We start from the raw sequence: 17906 nt of genomic DNA, 5'->3' as shown, positions 1-17906 counted from the left end.
CTCAGCGGGTTTCGATTGCCGACGTGGTGCGCGGCAAACTCCGCGACATCGAGCCGTCCGCGCCGTTGCGGGCCGACGGCCCGCGCCCGGCCAAGTCCGACTTCTCGCCCCGGAGCACGGCAAAGCCTCTGGTAGCGGCCGCGCCGTCGGCCGGGCCCGCAGAGATCGGTTCCACGATCACGGCGCCGGCACACGAGATCGAGCCGCCGGCGCGCACACCCGCGCTGCCCCAGATCACCGCGGTCCTCCGGGCCGCCCCGAAGACCGCCGTGAACGCCGTGCCGCTCACCACCAAGGTCGCCGCGGTCACCACCACCAAGACGACTCCGAATCCCCCGGAGCCGTTGTCCCCGATCGCCAAGATCGCCGAGCTGCCCGGCCGCATCGTCAACACCGTGCTGCAGGTCCTCGACATCACCGTCTCGGCCAACGGACCGACGAGCCCGATCGACCTGGCCCCGATCAACAATGCCCTCTTCGCGGCGTTCCGGGAGATCGAAGGGCAGCTGGGGCTGACCAAAACTCCTGTCGCGCAACCGGTACCGCCGACCATGACCTACAACGGGCCCACCACCGGCAAGACCCCGACGGTGTCCCAGTTCCTCAACGCCGCGACCGCCGCGTATACCTGGGGCAGCATCCCCGGCGACCTCAAACCGTTCGTGGTCGACGGCAGGCAGATGGAATCCACCAATGTGCTGACCGGCATGTCCGGCAAGGCCTGGGTGACGCCCGATGGGCAGATCATCGTCGCCTACCAAGGCACGACCGGCGGAACCAACCTGCTCCACAATCCGCTGATCGTGGTTTCCCAGGTGCTCGCCGATGCGCAGGTGATCTTCACCGACACCACCCCGCAGGCCTTCATCGATGCGCTGGCCTTCGAGCAAGAGGTCGAGGCCGCTGCCGTCGAACAGGGCTACCGCCAGGAGGACATCTTCGTCACCGGGCACTCACTCGGTGGCTGGGAGGCGGCCTACGTCGCCCAACAAACGGGCGTGGGCGGCATCGGATTCGAGAGCCCGGGCCTCAACACCACGGTGCCGGGCAACGGCGCGGATTCCGGCTTCGTCAACGTCCTGACCTATGGCGATACCGCGGCCTACTTCTCCACCGACCTGCCCGGCCTGCAGCCGTTCGTGCCGGAGTACGTGCCGGGCGGAGGAAGCAAGCCGCACTACGGGTCGATCGTGATGATCGGCAACCCGGAGGCCGCCAACCCGCTGATCAACTCGGCGGCGTTGCTGAGCACCGGACCGATCGGCGCCGCCATCTTCGTCGTGGACATCGCGGTCAACTTCCTGCAGTACCACCTGCCCGGCATCCAGGCCTACCACCTGGGCGTCGCCCCGGACCCCGGCGTGGTGCCGTGGCTGGGCAACCCGTCGGGACCGGTCAACGCCGACTATGCCGACATGACCATTTACGAACTGCAGAAGGCGGCCTCGGACGCCGGGACCCTGATCAGGCCCTGAGCAGCGATCAAGCGAAGCGGCGAGCCGCTCATCAAGCAGTAGCGGACCCTCGCTGAATCTGTTCTGCCGCTTCGGTTTTGATCTGCTCAAACTGTGCGGCCATGGCCTCGGCCAGCGCCGTCGCACCCGACAGCGGCCGGACCATCACCATGAAGTCGTCGATCTTGCCGTCGTCGTCGTGGTGCAGGAAGTCGCATCCGGTGATCTTCTTGCCGTCCACCGTGGCCTCGAAGACCAGCGCGTGGTCGCGGCCTTCGGCATCGGCGATCTCGCGGATGTAGCGGAAGTCCTCGAACACCCGCATGACCCCGCGCAGGATCGCCGCGGTGATCGGCTTGCCCGGATACGGCTTGAAGGCGACCGGGCTGGTGAACACGACATCGTCGGCCAGCAGTGCTTCGATCGCGGCCTCGTCACGGGCCTCCACTGCCTCCCGGAACGGGTGCATACGACACCTCCCTCACTTGGTTCATCGGCTGGTGGCGATGCTATGCACGACCGGATTGCATAGTCAACATTTTGATTAATCACTTCGCTGATAGCATCTGCCCCATGGCGTTACGCGACGCAGTGCTGGCCGCGCTCCTCGACGGAGAAGCATCGGGGTATGACCTGGCCAAAGGTTTCGACGCGTCGGTCGCCAACTTCTGGATGGCCACGCCCCAGCAGCTGTACCGCGAGCTCGACCGCATGGCCGCCGACGGACTGATCGAGGCTCGGCTCGTCGAACAGGACCGGCGGCCGAACAAGCGCCTCTACTCACTGACCGAGCAGGGACGGCAGGCGCTGCTCGAATTCACCGAGAGCCCACCGAAACCCGGGGCGATCCGGGAAGACCTGCTGGTCCAGATCCAGGCGGTGGATTCCGGCAACATCGAGGCGGTCCGCGACGCGCTGGCCGAGCGTCTGCAGTGGGCGACTGCCAAACTCGCGCGCTACCGGCGCACGCAGGACCACCTGCTGGCCGGGCGTACCGAAGATGCCTACCTGGCCGAGGCCGAGCGCATCGGGCCCTACCTGACCTTGCTGCGCGGAATCCGGTTCGAGGAAGAAAACGCCGACTGGGCGCGCCGGGCGCTGGCGGTCATCGAACAGCGACTGGCCGCGGCGGTCCGGCCTCGTTGACGACGGTCTCCTGCGGCTCGTTGACCCAGGCACTGAACACCGGCACCCCGCGCCAGGCCGCCGGGCCGTCATATCGGTCCGCGCATGCCAGGACCGCGAACGGGCGGTTGAAGCGGATCTCGATCCGCTTCACCAGCACGTCGTGGAACTGCGGCACGGATCCCGCGACCATGCCGATCGCCGTGACCGCCGCCGCCTTGAATCCTTCGCGGGTATAGGACGCCACGGCCGACTGCTTGGCGTCCAGCTCCACCGGCAGATCCTCCGGCCGCGCGAATCCGCTGATCGTCGCGAACACCGGCGCCACCCCGGGTGCGTCGGCGAGGTCGTGGTCGCTGATCGCCGACCAGGCCGGCAGGACACTGCACCACTCGGCATGAACGCCCGGACCGCCGACCCGGCGTTCACGCCGTTCGGTCACCGTCCACGCGTGCCCGTCGACCAGGTCCGCGATCGGAACCCGGCGCGCAGCCCGGCCATCGCCCCGCAACATCGCCGCCACCTGATGCGCGGCGGTGTCCATGTCGTGGGCAGCCACGTCGGGCGCGCCGATCACGCTCAACACCTCGAGCGCCGAGGACGAGGGCGGCGCGGCCACCGCGACCGGGCCGGCGGCGTCGGTGTCGACCACCAGCTGGACGCCGTCCCGGAGCGTCAACGCTGTGCGGATCTGTTCACCGAACGGGCCACCCAAATCATCCCTGGTGTCCAGCGGTTGCGCCCAGCTGATGTCGGTGGCCAGCGCCGAAGCCAGGACCAGCCTGGTCAAATCGTGCAGCTGCAGCGGGAACCTGTCGATCAGCCCGTTGGTGCGAGCCCGGGCCCAGGCATCGGCGTGCGCCTGATCCGGGACCGGGCCCCGCTCCACGACGTCAGGTAGCGTCCGCACCCAATCGTCAAAAGTGGGCCCCAACTTGCGATCCCACACCGCCGCGAGGGCGGACACCGCCGGGTGCGGATCACGCAGTAGGGCGCCGGCCCGCACGGCAGCGTCGTCGACCGTGGTACCGAGCACCGCCTCGAGGTCGCCCCGAGACGCTCCTGCGGTGGCCGGCCCGACCAATGCCAGCAACAGCCACAGCCCCAGCGGCGAGGCCACCGCGTGTCCACCGAGCACGCTCCGGTTGAAGCCGGCCGCATAGGCGGATACCAGCTCGGGCGTAGTGAGGCCGGGCATGGCCGAACCTTATCCGCGAAGAGCCCTGGACAAGCACCGTGTGGCTCGACGCGCCGGCCAGACGTTAGTGTGCTTGCGTCGGCTTCAGCGAACACGCCGATAGAAAAGATGAGCAAATTCATGACCGCAGCACCAGAAGCATCGGCGCTCGAAGCCCGCGTCGGCCACTACTACGAGGCAGACAGCCTCTACCTGGTCGGCCGCGAGAAGGTACGCGAGTACGCCCGTGCCGTGCAGGACTACCACCCCGCACACTGGGATGTCGACGCCGCCGCGAAGCTGGGCTATTCGGGCCTGGTCGCACCGCTGACCTTCACCTCCACCCCGGCCATGGCCTGCAATCGACGCATGTTCGAGTCGATCGTCGTCGGCTATGACACCTACCTGCAGACCGAAGAGGTCTTCGAGCAGCACCGCCCCATCGTGGCCGGCGACGAGCTGCACGTCGACGTCGAACTGACATCGGTGCGCCGGATCGCCGGGCGCGACATGATCACCGTCACCAACACCTTCACCGACACCGCCGGCGAGCGGGTGCACACCCTGCACACCACCGTCGTCGGAGTGACGGCCGAGGACCTCAATCCGGAGATCAAGACCGCCGTTCAGCGCGCGATGATGCACGACGTCGACATCTTCGGCATCGGCGACGACGAGTACCAGAAGACCGTGCGTCCCGAAGGTGAGATCCGGATCGCCGAGGGCGGCACGACCCGCACCCCGGGGACGCCGTCCTTCGACGACGTGAAGGTCGGCGACGAACTCGGAGTGCACCACACCCGGTTGTCCCGCGGCGACCTGGTGAACTACGCCGGCGTAGCCGGCGATGCCAACCCGATCCACTGGGACGAGGACATCGCCAAGCTGGCCGGCCTACCCGACGTGATCGCCCACGGCATGCTGACCATGGGCCTGGGTGCCGGATTCGTCTCCACCTGGACGGGCGATCCCGGTGCGGTCACCCGCTACGCGGTGCGGCTGTCCCAGCCGGCCATCGTGTCGGCCAAGGAGGGTGCCGACATCGAGTTCAGCGGCAAGATCAAGTCGTTGGACTCCGAGACCCGTACCGGTGTCGTCATCGTCGCCGCGAAGGCCGACGGCAAGAAGATCTTCGGGCTGGCCACCATGAACGTCCGCTTCAGCTGAGCAGCCGCGACCGCAGAACGGGCACACCCGCGCCCACCAGGCGCTCCAGCGCGACGGTCCGCCCGCACACCGCCAACAGCACGGCGCTGCCGGGCCCGGCGACGACCTCGCCCTCACCCCAGGTTCGCCCGGTGTCCTCGTCGTGCAACTGGATGCCACGCAGACGCCGGTGCGGAAAAAACCCGAATTGTGTTCGGCTGGTGAGGAAGTCGAGCGCCCGCGCGACGTGCCGAGGGTCCGGGTGATGCGGTAGCCCGAGGGGTAGCCGTATGTCGGCACCGTGCACCAAGACATCGGTGAGGCCCGACAGCGGTCCGGTGACGGGCGGACTGAGTCGATGGTCAGCCTGTTCACGCAGCGTCCGGGCGATCTCGGACGCAGCGGCCTGTGCCCGGCGGCGGGCCAGGGCATCGATGCCGCGGTTCACGCTACCGTGGCGAACACCGCTGGCCAGAAAGCCCCAGAAGCCGTCGACGAAATCGCTGACCAGATGTGCCGCAACGGTTTTGACATCCCACCCGGCGCACAGGCTCGGCGTGGCCAGCTGGCCGGCGTCCAGCCCGTCGATCAGATCCGCGATCGACCTCCGCTCGTCGGCCACCGCCGCGAACACCTGCTCGCGTTCCTCCGGGCTCAACCGCACGATCAGCCGCCCAGCTGGGGAGGTTCGGAGTCGGTCATGGTTCCTCCTGGCCGGTGGCATGTCACCGCCCAGGGTATCCAGCGGACGCTCACCCGTTCCGGCGGTCCTGTCGGGGGGTGGCCGCCCGCGCCAGGAAGTACAACACCACACCGACGGCCAGCAGGATCGCCCCGAAGAGCCACACCGTGGCGCTCTGCTGGGTCAGCAACATCACGCACGATGCCACCCCGAGCAGCGGGACTGGTGTCCACACTCGGAAATGGCTGTGCTCCACCGTGTCTCGGCGCAACGTCAATACCGCGACATTGGCCGATATGAACACCAACAACAACAGCAGCACCACGGTCTCGGCCAGGGTCGACAGGTCGCCCACCAGCGTGAGCAGCATCGCAACCGCCGTCGTCGCGACGATGGCCACCCACGGGGTGCGGCGCCGGGGCAGCACCCGGGTGAGCGGCTGTGGCAGCAGACCGTGTTCGGCCATCCCGAAGGCAAGCCGGCTCGACATGATCATGGTCAACAGCGCCCCGTTGGCGACCGCGACCAGAGCGATCGCACTGAAGACCCGATCGGGCACCGCCAGTCCGGACACCGACACCACCTCGAGCAGCGGGCCCGAGGACCGGCTCAGTTCCCCGGGTGGCAAGGCGACCGAGCTGGCAACACCGACCAACACGTAGACGATGCCGGCGGTGACGAGTGCGCCGAACAGCGCCGCGGGATAGATCTTGCTCGGCCTACGGATCTCCTCGGCGACATTGGCCGAGGTCTCGAATCCCACGAAGGAGTAGTAGGCGATGATGGCGCCGGACAGGATCGCCACCGCCGGAACGGAACCCTGGGGAAACTCCCCCAGCCGGCTGACATCGGCACGGCCCCCGGCGACCAGGACCGCGCCCGCGACGATGACGATGAGCAGACCGGTCAACTCGATCACGGTCATGACCACGTTGCTCTTGACCGACTCGCTGATCCCGCGGGCATTGAGGGCGGCGACCAACCCGAGGAACCCGATGGCCGCAGGCACCATCGGAACGTCGACGAACGTGGCGAGGTAGTCACCGGCGAAGGCCAACGCCAGCCCGGCCGCACTGGTCACCCCCGCCGCCAACATCGCGAACCCGACCAGAAACGACACCAGCGGGACACCGAAGGCCCGCTCGGCAAATACCGCCGCGCCACCGGCCTTGGGATATTTGGTGACCAGCTCGGCATACGAGCCGGCGGTCAACAGCGCCAGCAGCAGGGCCACCAGCAGCGGCGCCCACAGCGCACCACCCACTTTGCCGGCCAGCACCCCCATGAGCGCGTAGATGCCCGCACCGAGGACATCGCCGAGGATGAACAGGAACAGCAACGGCCCGGTGATCCCGCGTTTGAGTTTGCCGTCGGATTCCTGTTCCTTTTGCCCGCCCGCCGTGGCCTCCGCCGTCATGGCGTCCGGCATACCCCGCGTGGCCGCGCCCGAAAACCGGCTGGCCTGCGCGGGCGAATGAAATCCGCGGCCTGCGGGCATTCCTTTCACCATGACTGACCACAGCGCCGATTCACGGCAGCCCGCCAAGGGCAACAAGGCGAACGACCCGCCGCCGGGTCCCGCCGACCACCATCGCGACGGTGGAATGGCCACCCGCGAGGTCGCTCCTGACGTGGTGGAAAAGCACGCCGGGGAATCCGGGGACTGAGCCCACCGGCCGTCACAGCCGTGGGCGCATCACCTCGCCAGATCCCACTGGCCGAAATCCGGTGCGAGAACATCGTTCACGTCGACATGGATGCCGTCGATGACGAAACCCGGGTCGGACGCGGTGACCACTTCGCGCTGAAACAGCACGGCAGCCGGCTCCCGCTCACCCCGGGACCAGGCCTTGGTCTGCCAGGCCCAGCGGTGGCCGGGACTGGTCGAGGAGCCGACGACACCGTCGGCGATGGCCCAGCCGCACTGGCGCCTACCGCCGTAGATTCCGGTGCGGCCCACCCCGAGGACCGAATTGATCCCCCGAAACCACTGCACGCCGAGGTTCTTCCAGGCCGATGCATCGATGTCCTCATCGACGCTGAAGAAGATCGGCGCCGACGCGGGCCCGCCGGCGGCGCCGTGCAGACGCAGCGCCGTCCGGGCATCGGCCACTCCGCCGTCATAGCCGCGGGTGAAATCCGACGGCGTCGGCCATCCCGGCTTGCCGAACTGGTAACAGCTGACGATCTGCAGGCCGGACGCGCGCAGCTGGTCCGCGTAATCACGGGTGACGGGCTTGAAATCGAACGTGGCTCCCGGCCGCAGTTCGGACACATAGACCAGTGCCCCGCCGAAACCGGCGGCCTTGATCTGCTCGGGCTGCACCAGCCGGTCGGCGAAATCGACGAGCTGCAGGCCCTCCGCCGAAGCCGCCCTGGTTCCCGTGGCTGCCATTGCGAGCACACCTGGTACTGCCAAAGCCGCTGCATAACGGAGGACGTCGCGCCGTGAAGCCGATCCCGTCACGATCCGCAGCGTATCCGGCGGGACCGGGAAACGGCCACCTCCGGGTTCGTCGACAAAACCGGCACGTACCGGCGGCAGATGGCCCACAATGGTTAGTCACAGCTAACTACCGACCCTGACAGAAACCACCGTGGCACGAGACGTGATCGCCGTCGACACGACGCTCGATCACCCATGCCCGGACATCTGGCCCATCCTGGAGGCACCGCATCTGTACCCGCGCTTCTTTCGCGGGCTCGGGTCCTGCGAGCAGGTGGCCGGTGACCCCCAACTCTTCGAGGTACGGCTCTCGACCGCCCGCGGTGCCGTGGTGGTTCACCAGATGCGCCGCACGGTCCGCCTCTCCGGCATGGAGCTGCGTCTCGACGCCACCCAGACGGGCCGCTGTTTCGCGTCGATTCGCCTGACCCCCGAAGGGCGGGGCGCCCGCATCGCGTTGCGTATCTTCGCGATCGGCACGCTCCACCCCGACATCGCGAAAGCCAGCGACAACGCCGTCGAGAGTTGGATTCACGAAGGGCTCCAACGCATCTCGGACCATCTCGAAGGCAACCCGACCGCACAACTGGTCAACATGGGTGACGGGAGATCGTTGCAACTCAACGTCCTGAAAACCATGATCACCAGCGGAGTCGTGCGAGCATCTCGACCCGATCGCGGTGTTCGCCAACTCAATTCGCTGGCCAAATGGGGCTTCACCCTCGCCGGCGGACTCGGCGCCGCCGCCGCGCGATCACCCGGCACCACAGCGTCGATCGACGGCTACGGCACCTCCACCTACGGGGACATGGCCGACCGCACCAGCCGATTGGCGGCCGGCCTGTCGGTGATCGGTTTCACCAGCGACAGCACGTTCGCCGTCTTGGCCCGCAACCATTCCGCAATGGTCGAGTGCATGGTGGCGACGAGCAAGTTGGGCGCCGATTTGGTGCTGCTCAACACCGGCCTGGCCGCCCGCGCGATCGAAGAGATCGTCAACCGACATCGCATCGACGCCATCTTCGTCGACAACGGCTTCGAACCCGAGGTCCGCTATGTCGCAGCGGACATCCCGAGAATCTCGATCCATCCGAATTCTGCTACCCCGCAACGGCGTTCGATGGAAGATCTGATTTCCACCGGTACCGGCGCCACACCGGTGCCGCCACCGAAACAGCCGGGCAAGCTGGTGGCCCTCACCTCGGGCACCACCGGCACCCCCAAAGGCGCCCGACGGCCCACCCCGCCCGGATTCGGCGCCATCGCCGCGATGTTGTCGCGCATGCCGCTGCGGCACGGCGAAGTGATGCTGCTGTGCGCGCCGCTGTTCCACACCTGGGGCCTGGCCGCGCTACAGGTGAGCACGCCGCTGCTGGCGACGGTGGTACTGATGGAACGGTTCGACGCCGAAGAATGTCTCAAAGCCATTGAACGCCACCGCTGCACGGTGGTGATCCTGGTTCCGGTGATGCTGCAGCGCATCCTGGAACTGCCCGCCGCCGTGCTCAAGCGTTACGACACGTCGTCGCTGAAGGTGGTCGCCAGCAGCGGTTCACCGATCCCGGGCGCGGCCGTCACCAAGTTCATGGAGATCTTCGGCGACGTTCTCTACAACTTCTACGGTTCCACCGAGGTGTCGTGGGCGACGATCGCCGACCCCGCCGACCTGCGCGTCGCCCCCACCACCGCGGGCCGGCCACCGCTCGGCACCCGCATCGCCATCCTCGACGAGGCGGGCCGGGTCGCGCCGGCCGGCGCCGTCGGGCGCATCTTCGTCGGCAACGACATGCTGTTCGACGGCTATACCAACGCCAAATCGCCGACCGTCGAGGACAAGTTGATGGATACCGGTGACCTCGGTTACATCGACGGCAGCGGACGCCTGTTCGTGGCCGGCCGTGACGACGACATGATCATCTCGGGCGGGGAGAACGTCTTCCCACGCCCGGTGGAGGAAGCCCTCGCAGTGCTGCCGCAGGTCGCGGACGTCGCGGTGGTCGGCGTTCCCGATCCGGAGTTCGGCCAGCGGCTCGCGGCGTTCGTCGTCCGTACCGAAGGGGCATCGCTCGACGAAGACACCGTCAAGAACTACGTCCGGAACCGCCTGAGCCGCTTCTCGATTCCGCGCGACGTGACCTTCGTCGATCAACTTCCCCGCACCGCCACCGGCAAGGTTTTGAAGCGGCACCTGATCGAAGGCCAGTTTCCGATGGAGATGGGCTGGCCGGGCTAGTTGCGCCCGGTGACGACAGCGGCGCAGATCACACGGGCGCGTCTCGGGCCGTGGCGGTAAGACCCCGTGTCGGCGGCGCAGGGCACAATGCTTACGCCACCCGTGCCACAGGGCGGCCGCGCGGCGCAGCCCGCCACGCGTAGCGACACTCCGACGGGCGTCGATTGCTGCGGCATCGGCCCTGGTGGAAAGGACAGCAGTGAGTTACAACGCCGCGGACATCACCGAGCTCGACGATGTCCAGCACACGCGCCTGCGGCCGGCGGTGAACCTGGGCCTCGACGTGCTCAACACCGCTTTGCGCGAACTGGTGGACAACGCGATCGAAGAGGTCGCCGATCCCAGCCACGGCGGGTCCACCGTGACCATCACCCTGCACGCCGACGGATCGGTGAGCGTCGCCGACGACGGCCGCGGCCTGCCCGTCGACTCCGACCCGGTGACCGGGAAGAACGGCATCGTCAAAACGCTCGGCACCGCACGTGCCGGCGGCAAGTTCTCCGCACACAGCGACGCCACCAGCACCGGCGCCGGGCTCAACGGGATCGGCGCCGCCGCAGCGGTGTTCATCTCGGCCCGCACCGACGTGTCGGTGCGCCGCGCCGGCAAGACCTATCTGCAGAGCTTCGGCCACGGCTACCCCGGGACGTTCGAGGGCAAGGAATTCGACCCGGACGCCCCGTTCACCCGGGCCGACACGCAGAAACTGAAGGGCTCGGGCAACCGCAAGCCCGATGCCCACGGCACCACGGTGCGTATCCTGTTCGACCCGGCCGTCGTCCCCGACTCCAGCCTCGACATCGGTGAGGTGCTGCTGCGTGCGCACGCCGCCGCGCGGATGTCGCCGGGAGTGCACCTGACCGTCGTCGACGAGGGCTGGCCCGGCGGCGAGGTTCCACCCGCATTGATCGAGCCGTTCAGCGGCCCGTGGGGCACCGACACCCTGCTCGACCTCATGTGCACCGCGGCCGGTACTCCCCTGCCCGACGTGCGCGCAGTCGTGGAGGGTCGCGGCGAATACTCGACCGGCCGCGGCCCAACCCCGTTCCGCTGGTCACTGACCGCGGGCCCGGCCGAACCGACGACGGTGGCCGCGTTCTGCAACACGGTGCGGACCCCGAACGGCGGGTCACACCTGACCGCTGCCATCAAGGGGCTGTCCGAAGCCCTGGCCGACCGGGCCTCGCGCATCCGGGATCTGGGCCTGGCAAAAGGCGAAGACGGCCCGGAGGCCCAGGATTTCGCGGCCGTCACCGCACTGGCCGTGGACACTCGCGCACCCGATGTGGCGTGGGACTCCCAAGCCAAGACCGCGGTGTCGTCGCGGTCGCTGAACGTGGCGATGGCCCCCGACGTGGCGCGCAGCGTCACCATCTGGGCGGCCAACCCCGCCAACGGAGACACCGTCACCCTGTGGACGAAGCTCGCGCTGGAGGCCGCCCGCGCCCGCCGCAGCGCCGAGGGTGCCAAGGCCCGTTCCCGGGCGGCTTCGAAAGCCAAAGGGCTGGGCACGAATCTGTCCCTGCCACCCAAACTGCTGCCCAGCCGCGAGACCGGCCGCGGGTCCGGTGCCGAGCTGTTCCTGTGTGAGGGTGACTCGGCGCTGGGCACCATCAAGGCCGCCCGCGACGCCACCTTCCAGGCCGCTTTCCCGCTGAAAGGCAAGCCGCCCAACGTATACGGCTTTGCCGTGAGCAAGGCGCGCGCCAAGGACGAATTCGATTCGATCGAACGCATCCTGGGTTGCGGGATACGCGACAGTTGCGATCCGGAACTGTGCCGGTATGACCGCATCCTGTTCGCCTCCGACGCCGACCCCGACGGCGGCAACATCAACTCGAGCCTGATCTCGATGTTCCTCGACTTCTACCGCCCGCTCGTCGAGGCGGGGATGGTCTACGTGACGCTGCCGCCACTGTTCGTGGTCAAAGACGGCAACCAGCGCGTCTACTGCCAGGACGAGTCCGAACGCGACGCCGCCGTGGCCGAGATGAAGGCCACCTCCAAACGGAGGGTGGAGGTTCAGCGCAACAAGGGTCTGGGCGAGATGGACGCCGACGACTTCTGGAACACCGTGCTGGACCCACAGCGCCGCACCGTGATCCGGGTTCACTCCGATGACAGCGAGAAGAAGCTGCACCACATCTTGTTCGGCGGCCCGCCGGAGGGCCGGCGCACGTGGATGGCCGATGTCGCCTCCCGTGTCGACACCTCCGCGCTGGACCTCACCTAGGAGCACGACTTGACCGCCACCCTCGACGTTCCTGAGCAGAACGAAGACCTGGTGCTCGACCAGAGCGCCGACGACTACTGGAACCACTATCAGCTGACCTTCGCGCTCTACAGTGTCAGCGACCGGGCCATCCCGTCCGCATTCGACGGCCTCAAGCCGGGTCAACGGCGCCTGCTCTATCAGATGCACGAATCGAAGCTGCTGCCCGGAAACAAGCCGCAGAAGTCGTCGAAGATCTGCTCGGCAGTCACCGGCAACCTGCATCCCCACGGCGGGGCGTCGATGTACGGGGCCGCGGCACTGATGGCCGCCGAGTTCCAGCGCGTGAAAGTCATTGACGGACAAGGCGCCTTCCCGCGCATCCAAGGCGACATTCCCGCGGCCGACCGGTACACCGAGATGCGGTTGTCCGCACCCGGCGCAGCGCTGACCGCCGAACTCGACAGCCACGCGGTTCCCATGGTCCAGACGTTCGACGGGGAGTGGACCGAGCCGACCTGGCTGCCGGCCCAGTGGCCGGTGCTGCTGTGCAACGGCGCTGTCGGTATCGCCGAGGGCTGGGCCACCAAGGTCCCCGCCCACAATCCGCGCGAAGTGATCGCGGCGTGCCGGGCACTGCTGAAAACCCCGAACATGACCGACGACAGGTTGGTCAAGCTCATTCCCGGTCCCGACTGGGGGTGCGGAGCCACCGTCGTCGGCACGGCCGGGCTGCGGGAGTACATCACCACGGGGCGTGGCCAGTTCACGGTGCGCGGCACGGTTTCGGTGGACGGAAAGAACTGCGTCATCACAGAACTGCCACCCGGTGTGGCGAGTAACACTGTGCAAGACCGGATCCGGGCCCTGGTCGAGTCCGGTGAGCTGTCCGGTGTGGCCGACATGTCCGATCTCACCGACCGCCGTAACGGGCTACGCGTAGTGGTCACCGCCAAACGCGGCCACAGCGCCGAAACCATCCGCGAGCAACTGCTGGCCCTGACCCCGCTGGAGTCGACGTTCGCGGCCAGCCTGGTGGCGCTGGACGAGGACCGGGTGCCGCGCTGGTGGTCGGTGCGCGAACTGATCTCGGCCTTCCTGCACCTGCGGGATTCGGTGGTGCTGCGGCGCAGCGAGTACCGCCTGGACAAGGTCTCTGCACGGCGCCATCTGGTCGCCGGGTTGATGAAGATCCACCTCGACATCGACACCGCCGTGGCGATCATCCGCGCGTCCGAGACGGTCGATGAGGCCCGCCAGGGATTGCAGGAACGGTTCTCGATCGACTCCGAACAGGCCGATTATGTGCTGAGCCTGCAGCTTCGGCGCCTGACCAAACTCGACGTGATCGAGCTGCAGGCCGAGGCGGAGCGGCTGGATGCCGAGTTCGCCGAGCTCACCGAACTGGTCGGCAACCCCGACGCGCGCCGGGTGGTGATCGACAAAGAGCTGGTCGAGACGGCAAAGCTGTTCAAAGGCCCCGAGTTCGACCGTCGCACCGTGCTGGACTTCGACGCCACGCCGACGGCGTCGAGTTCCGACGACGACGGCCCGCGCGAGCGGAAGGTCAACGCTTCCTGGCGGCTGGACGACCGTGGGGTGTTCTCCGACAGCCACGGCGAACTGCTGACGTCGGGCCTCGGGTGGGCGGTGTGGACCGACGGCCGGGTGAAGTTCACCAGCGGCAACGGTCTGCCCTTCAAGATCCGCGACATTCCGGTGGCGCCGGACATCACCGGGCTGCTGCAGTCCGGTGTTCTCCCCGAGGGCTATCACCTGGCGCTGGTGACGCGGCGCGGCAAGATCTTGCGCATCGATCCGGCGGCCGTCAATCCGCAAGGCGTGGCGGGCAACGGTGTGGCCGGGGTGAAGCTTGCCGGCGACGGGGACGAAGTCATCGCGGCGCTGCCCATCACCTGCCGCAACGGCGAAGCCGTCCTGTCCATCTCCGAAAAGGGTTGGAAGGTAACCGAAGTGGCCGATATCCCGGTCAAGGGCCGCGGCGGCGCCGGTGTCGGGTTCCACCCGTTCGTCAACGGCGAGGACGCGCTGCTCTCGGTGTCGATCTCCCCGACCGGATTCGTCCGGGGCAAGAAGGCCGTGCGGGCGGAGAACCGGGCCAAAGCTTCGGTCAAGGGTGCGGGCGGCGCTGACGTGACGCCGGCGCCCGATACCGCGACCGACTGAGAGGCCGCCGCTTACAAATTGGACTCGTTTCGGCCGTGGCCACACGGTTAACACCAGTCACTTTGTTAACATCACGGCATGCAGGACTCGCCTGGGAACAGCGGCCTGCGCAGATCAGGCCCGATTTCCCGGCGTGACGCGCTGCGCTTGGCCACCACGGTGTCAGCGCTGGCCGGCCTCGGTGTGGCCGCCGCAGGGCTCGGCGCGCCCTCGGCGTCGGCCGCCGCGCCTACCCTGATCGACTTCGCCATGCGCCAGATCCCGGCACAAGACATCCGGGCGGCGGGCCACTCCGGGGTGATCAACTACGTCGCGACGTCGCGTCCCGGCTCGTCCTTCGGCGCCAAGCCGATCACCTTGCCCTATGCCCGGCAACTCACGGCCGCCGGGCTCGTCATCGTCAGCAACTTCCAATACGGCAAGCCCGGCGGGACCGCACCATCGGACTTCACCCGCGGGTTCCCCGGCGGTGTCGCCGACGCGAAAACCGCCTGGAGCCTGCACACCGCAGCAGGCGGCGGACGCAGCGCACCGATCTTCTTCAGTGTCGACGACGACATCGACCGCAACACCTGGAACACCGTTGCCCTGCCGTGGTTTCGCGGAATCAACTCGGTGATCGGCGTGCAGCGCACCGGCATCTACGCGGGCATCAACCCATGCCAATGGGCCATCGAAGACGGCGTCATCGGGAGGTCGAGCACACCGGGCCGGGCGTGGGCATGGCAGACCCGATCCTGGTCCGGCGGCAAGGTCCACCCCGCTGCGGTTCTCTACCAGCGAATCATCGACACCGCGTCGAATCCGGGGCCAGTGGTCGGCGGCCTCCGTGTCGACGTGAATGACGCCCTGGCCTCCGATGTGGGCCAATGGAACCTGCATCCGTGAGCCTCGTTCCATGACGGTCGAAGACCGATACGCGCTCGACGAAATGCACTGGGCAGCGGTCAAAGACATTGTCGCCCGGGCGAAGAAGTCGACCTTGCACTGCGCAATCGCCTCGACTGACGCCGACGGCGCACCGCACATCACACCCGTCGGCACCGTGTTCCTGCGAGATGACCGCACCGGCTTCTACTTCGACGAATACACCAGCGCATTGGCCCGCAACGTCGACCGTGACCCGAGGGTGTGCGTGATGGCAGTCGACGCCGGGCGCATGTTCTGGCTGCGCGCATTGGTCACCGGCCGCTTCACCGCGCCGCCGGCAGTCCGGCTGTATGGCACGGTCGGAGCGCTACGCGCGGCGAGTCCACAAGAGCTCGAACAGGTGCGGCAGAGCGTGGGTACCGTACGACGGCTGAAAGGCGGCAAGCTGCTCTGGTCGGACTTCAGCCAGGTCCGTGACATCACCTTCAGCGGTTTCCGGCCGGTCCGCTACCCCGTCATGATGTCGCACCTCTGGCACTACGCGGCCCCTCTCACCGACCGTTAAGCTGGGACCACCCGTGGGCGGCGCAAAGTCGATTTCAGCTCACCTGGCTCAGGATTTTTGGAGGACTTGTGCGGCGGCAGCGGTCGAAGTGGGTGACGACCACCCTGGCAGTGCTGGGTGTGGCGATGCTCGTCAATGGCTGCGAGGCCCAATCCTGGGGAATGCCACCGAGCGGAGAGAACGCTCCGTTGGCAACAGCTGTCGCTCCCCAGGCGCCGGTTACCGCGCCTCCCCAGGCTCCCACCGAGGAGCCCCTGGCGCCGTTGGCGGGGCTCGAGGCCCGCACCCGGCAAGCCAGCGCGGATGCAGCCAGTTCCGGGGCCAACATCAAGGTCGCGGTGCTGGACCGGGACACCGGCCAGATCGTCTCCCACAACGCCAACCAACCGTTCCCCATCGCCTCGGTGGTAAAGCTGTTCATCGCCGACGACCTGTTGCTCCAGGTCTCGAAGGGCGAAACGAAACTGTCTGACGCCGACCGCAAGTCGCTCGACATCATGCTGCGCTCGTCCGACGACGGCGCCGCGCAGACGTTCTGGGACCGCAGTGGCGGCAACGCCATCATCGGCCGCGTCGTGGCACGGTACGGACTGTCGGGAACCACCGCGCCCTACAACGGACACTGGGACGTCACGCAGAGCACCGCGAGCGACCTCGTTCGCTACTACAACATGCTGTTGGACGGCAGCGGCGGGCTACCCGCCGAACAAGCCGATGTGATCATGGGCAACCTCGCACAATCCACACCGACGGGAACCGACGGATACCCGCAGCGCTTCGGCATCCCCGACGGGCTCTATGCCGAGCCGGTCGCGGTCAAACAGGGCTGGTTCTGCTGCTGGAACGGCGCCAACCAACTACACGTGTCCACCGGCGCGATCGGTCCCGAGCGCCGGTACGTCATGGCGTTGGCCTCCTTGGAACCCGGCGACGCCGCCTCTGCTCGCAACACCATGACCCAGGTCGTCAAGACGATGTTCCCAGGCGGGCACGTCTAGCCCAGGTAATCCGCACCGCCGACATAACCGGTGTCGGGATAGCTGGAAACCAAGGCCGCCCGGGCTATTTCGGTCGCGAATTCATCGACGCTCGGAAGCACTGCCCGGCTGCGGCGGGCCTCGACCGCGGCTGGATCCCGCCGTTGCAGCAACCGCACGATGATCGTCCCGTCGATCATGTCGCCCGAAACCACCTTGAGCGTGATTCCACGTTCGGCCAGTTGCGGTTTCGCGGCGAGCAGCGCGTCTTCACCGGCACGCTTGCTCTCCGCGATGGGTTCGTAGCCCTGCGGCACCGGCTTGGCCGGGTAGAAGTGCGCTTGATGGCTGGTGACGAACACGATTCGTGCACCTGGCGGCATCAGTGGCAGAGCCAGTGTGGCCAGGCACAATTGGGCGTCCCGGTTGAGACGCATGGCGTAGCCCGGTTCAGCTCCGCGCTCGAGGCCGCCGGAGGCGTTGAGTACCAACACATCGAGGGTGCCGAATCGCTCACGGACATCGGCCAGTAGTGCGTTGACCGCTGCCTCGTCGCAGACGTCGGCACCGGCAGCCGAAGCCTGTCCCCCCGCCGCCCGGATCTCGTCGACGACACCGTTGGCTCGTGCGGCTTTCTCCCGGTAGTTGACCAGGACGTGGAGCCCGCCCGCACCAAGCTTGCGGGCCACCTCCGCGCCGATTCCCCGGGACGCTCCGGTGACGAGTGCGACGCCTCCGATCACTTCGGCACCTCGTCGGATCACTGCGGCCTCCTCACGCGTCATTGAACCTTAGAGTTTACTTATCTTCGTCTTATTTTTCTTAGACTAGT

At 67.5% G+C, this 17906-nt stretch carries 16 protein-coding genes; 10 read left to right on the top strand and 6 right to left on the bottom strand.

Annotated elements, in window-relative coordinates; all coding sequences use genetic code 11:
• Positions 1-23 precede the first annotated feature (23 nt).
• Positions 24-1475, top strand: a complete 1452-nt coding sequence (locus K6L26_RS01785; RefSeq protein WP_234791749.1) for a hypothetical protein — start codon at positions 24-26, stop codon at positions 1473-1475.
• A 31-nt stretch (positions 1476-1506) separates the two neighbouring features.
• Here K6L26_RS01785 and K6L26_RS01780 read toward each other — a convergent pair whose 3' ends face one another.
• On the bottom strand, positions 1507-1923 hold the full coding sequence (locus K6L26_RS01780; protein WP_047037078.1) for a nuclear transport factor 2 family protein: 417 nt from the start codon (positions 1921-1923) through the stop codon (positions 1507-1509).
• Positions 1924-2027: 104 nt separating this feature from the next.
• On the opposite strand from K6L26_RS01780, the gene K6L26_RS01775 reads away from it, so the two are divergent.
• Positions 2028-2600, top strand: coding sequence for a PadR family transcriptional regulator (locus tag K6L26_RS01775; RefSeq protein ID WP_036390745.1), 573 nt, complete (start codon positions 2028-2030; stop codon positions 2598-2600).
• Here K6L26_RS01775 and K6L26_RS01770 read toward each other — a convergent pair.
• On the bottom strand, positions 2560-3777 hold the full coding sequence (locus K6L26_RS01770; RefSeq protein ID WP_047037081.1) for a serpin family protein: 1218 nt from the start codon (positions 3775-3777) through the stop codon (positions 2560-2562). The genes K6L26_RS01775 and K6L26_RS01770 overlap by 41 nt on opposite strands.
• Before the next feature lie 120 nt (positions 3778-3897).
• Between K6L26_RS01770 and K6L26_RS01765 the strand changes: the two genes are divergently transcribed.
• Positions 3898-4923: a fused (3R)-hydroxyacyl-ACP dehydratase subunits HadA/HadB gene (locus K6L26_RS01765; RefSeq protein ID WP_047037192.1), complete on the top strand. Its 1026-nt coding sequence runs from the start codon at positions 3898-3900 to the stop codon at positions 4921-4923.
• On the opposite strand, the gene K6L26_RS01760 is transcribed toward K6L26_RS01765, so the two are convergent.
• Complete coding sequence (locus tag K6L26_RS01760; RefSeq protein WP_047037083.1) at positions 4916-5566, bottom strand: maleylpyruvate isomerase family mycothiol-dependent enzyme; 651 nt, start codon at positions 5564-5566, stop codon at positions 4916-4918. The two genes, K6L26_RS01765 and K6L26_RS01760, sit on opposite strands and share 8 nt — an antisense overlap.
• 88 nt (positions 5567-5654) lie before the next feature.
• The gene (locus K6L26_RS01755) at positions 5655-7001 is read right to left on the bottom strand and encodes an APC family permease (protein WP_047037195.1); all 1347 of its coding nucleotides are present in this window, start codon (positions 6999-7001) and stop codon (positions 5655-5657) included.
• Positions 7002-7092: 91 nt separating this feature from the next.
• Between K6L26_RS01755 and K6L26_RS01750 the strand changes: the two genes are divergently transcribed.
• Positions 7093-7251, top strand: a complete 159-nt coding sequence (locus K6L26_RS01750; protein WP_165588896.1) for a hypothetical protein — start codon at positions 7093-7095, stop codon at positions 7249-7251.
• A 29-nt stretch (positions 7252-7280) separates the two neighbouring features.
• Here the strand turns inward: K6L26_RS01750 and K6L26_RS01745 are convergent, their stop codons facing one another.
• Positions 7281-7979 carry a DUF1906 domain-containing protein gene (locus K6L26_RS01745; RefSeq protein WP_109783727.1) on the bottom strand — a complete coding sequence of 233 codons (699 nt, stop codon included), beginning with the start codon at positions 7977-7979 and terminating at the stop codon, positions 7281-7283.
• 202 nt (positions 7980-8181) lie between these two features.
• On the opposite strand from K6L26_RS01745, the gene K6L26_RS01740 reads away from it, so the two are divergent.
• The 6 genes from K6L26_RS01740 (at position 8182) to K6L26_RS01715 (ending at position 17095) form a co-directional block, all read left to right on the top strand.
• On the top strand, positions 8182-10263 hold the full coding sequence (locus K6L26_RS01740; protein ID WP_047037085.1) for an AMP-binding protein: 2082 nt from the start codon (positions 8182-8184) through the stop codon (positions 10261-10263).
• 199 nt (positions 10264-10462) lie between these two features.
• The gene (locus K6L26_RS01735) at positions 10463-12496 is read left to right on the top strand and encodes a toprim domain-containing protein (RefSeq protein WP_036390742.1); all 2034 of its coding nucleotides are present in this window, start codon (positions 10463-10465) and stop codon (positions 12494-12496) included.
• A 9-nt stretch (positions 12497-12505) separates the two neighbouring features.
• Positions 12506-14662 (top strand): DNA gyrase subunit A, encoded by a 2157-nt coding sequence (locus tag K6L26_RS01730; RefSeq protein WP_047037087.1) that lies wholly within the window; start codon positions 12506-12508, stop codon positions 14660-14662.
• Between the two features lie 78 nt (positions 14663-14740).
• Positions 14741-15550: a DUF1906 domain-containing protein gene (locus K6L26_RS01725; RefSeq protein WP_047037089.1), complete on the top strand. Its 810-nt coding sequence runs from the start codon at positions 14741-14743 to the stop codon at positions 15548-15550.
• Between the two features lie 10 nt (positions 15551-15560).
• Positions 15561-16097 carry a pyridoxamine 5'-phosphate oxidase family protein gene (locus tag K6L26_RS01720; RefSeq protein WP_081288758.1) on the top strand — a complete coding sequence of 179 codons (537 nt, stop codon included), beginning with the start codon at positions 15561-15563 and terminating at the stop codon, positions 16095-16097.
• A 125-nt stretch (positions 16098-16222) separates the two neighbouring features.
• On the top strand, positions 16223-17095 hold the full coding sequence (locus K6L26_RS01715) for a serine hydrolase (RefSeq protein WP_047037201.1): 873 nt from the start codon (positions 16223-16225) through the stop codon (positions 17093-17095).
• On the opposite strand, the gene K6L26_RS01710 is transcribed toward K6L26_RS01715, so the two are convergent.
• Positions 17092-17859, bottom strand: a complete 768-nt coding sequence (locus tag K6L26_RS01710) for an SDR family oxidoreductase (RefSeq protein ID WP_065063320.1) — start codon at positions 17857-17859, stop codon at positions 17092-17094. The two genes, K6L26_RS01715 and K6L26_RS01710, sit on opposite strands and share 4 nt — an antisense overlap.
• Between the last annotated feature and the right edge of the window lie 47 nt (positions 17860-17906).

The organism is Mycobacterium farcinogenes (genome assembly GCF_019739075.1).
Classification (GTDB): domain Bacteria; phylum Actinomycetota; class Actinomycetes; order Mycobacteriales; family Mycobacteriaceae; genus Mycobacterium; species Mycobacterium senegalense.
The sequence above is the reverse complement of the archived record's forward strand: the minus strand, read 5'-3'. Positions and strand labels throughout refer to the sequence as shown.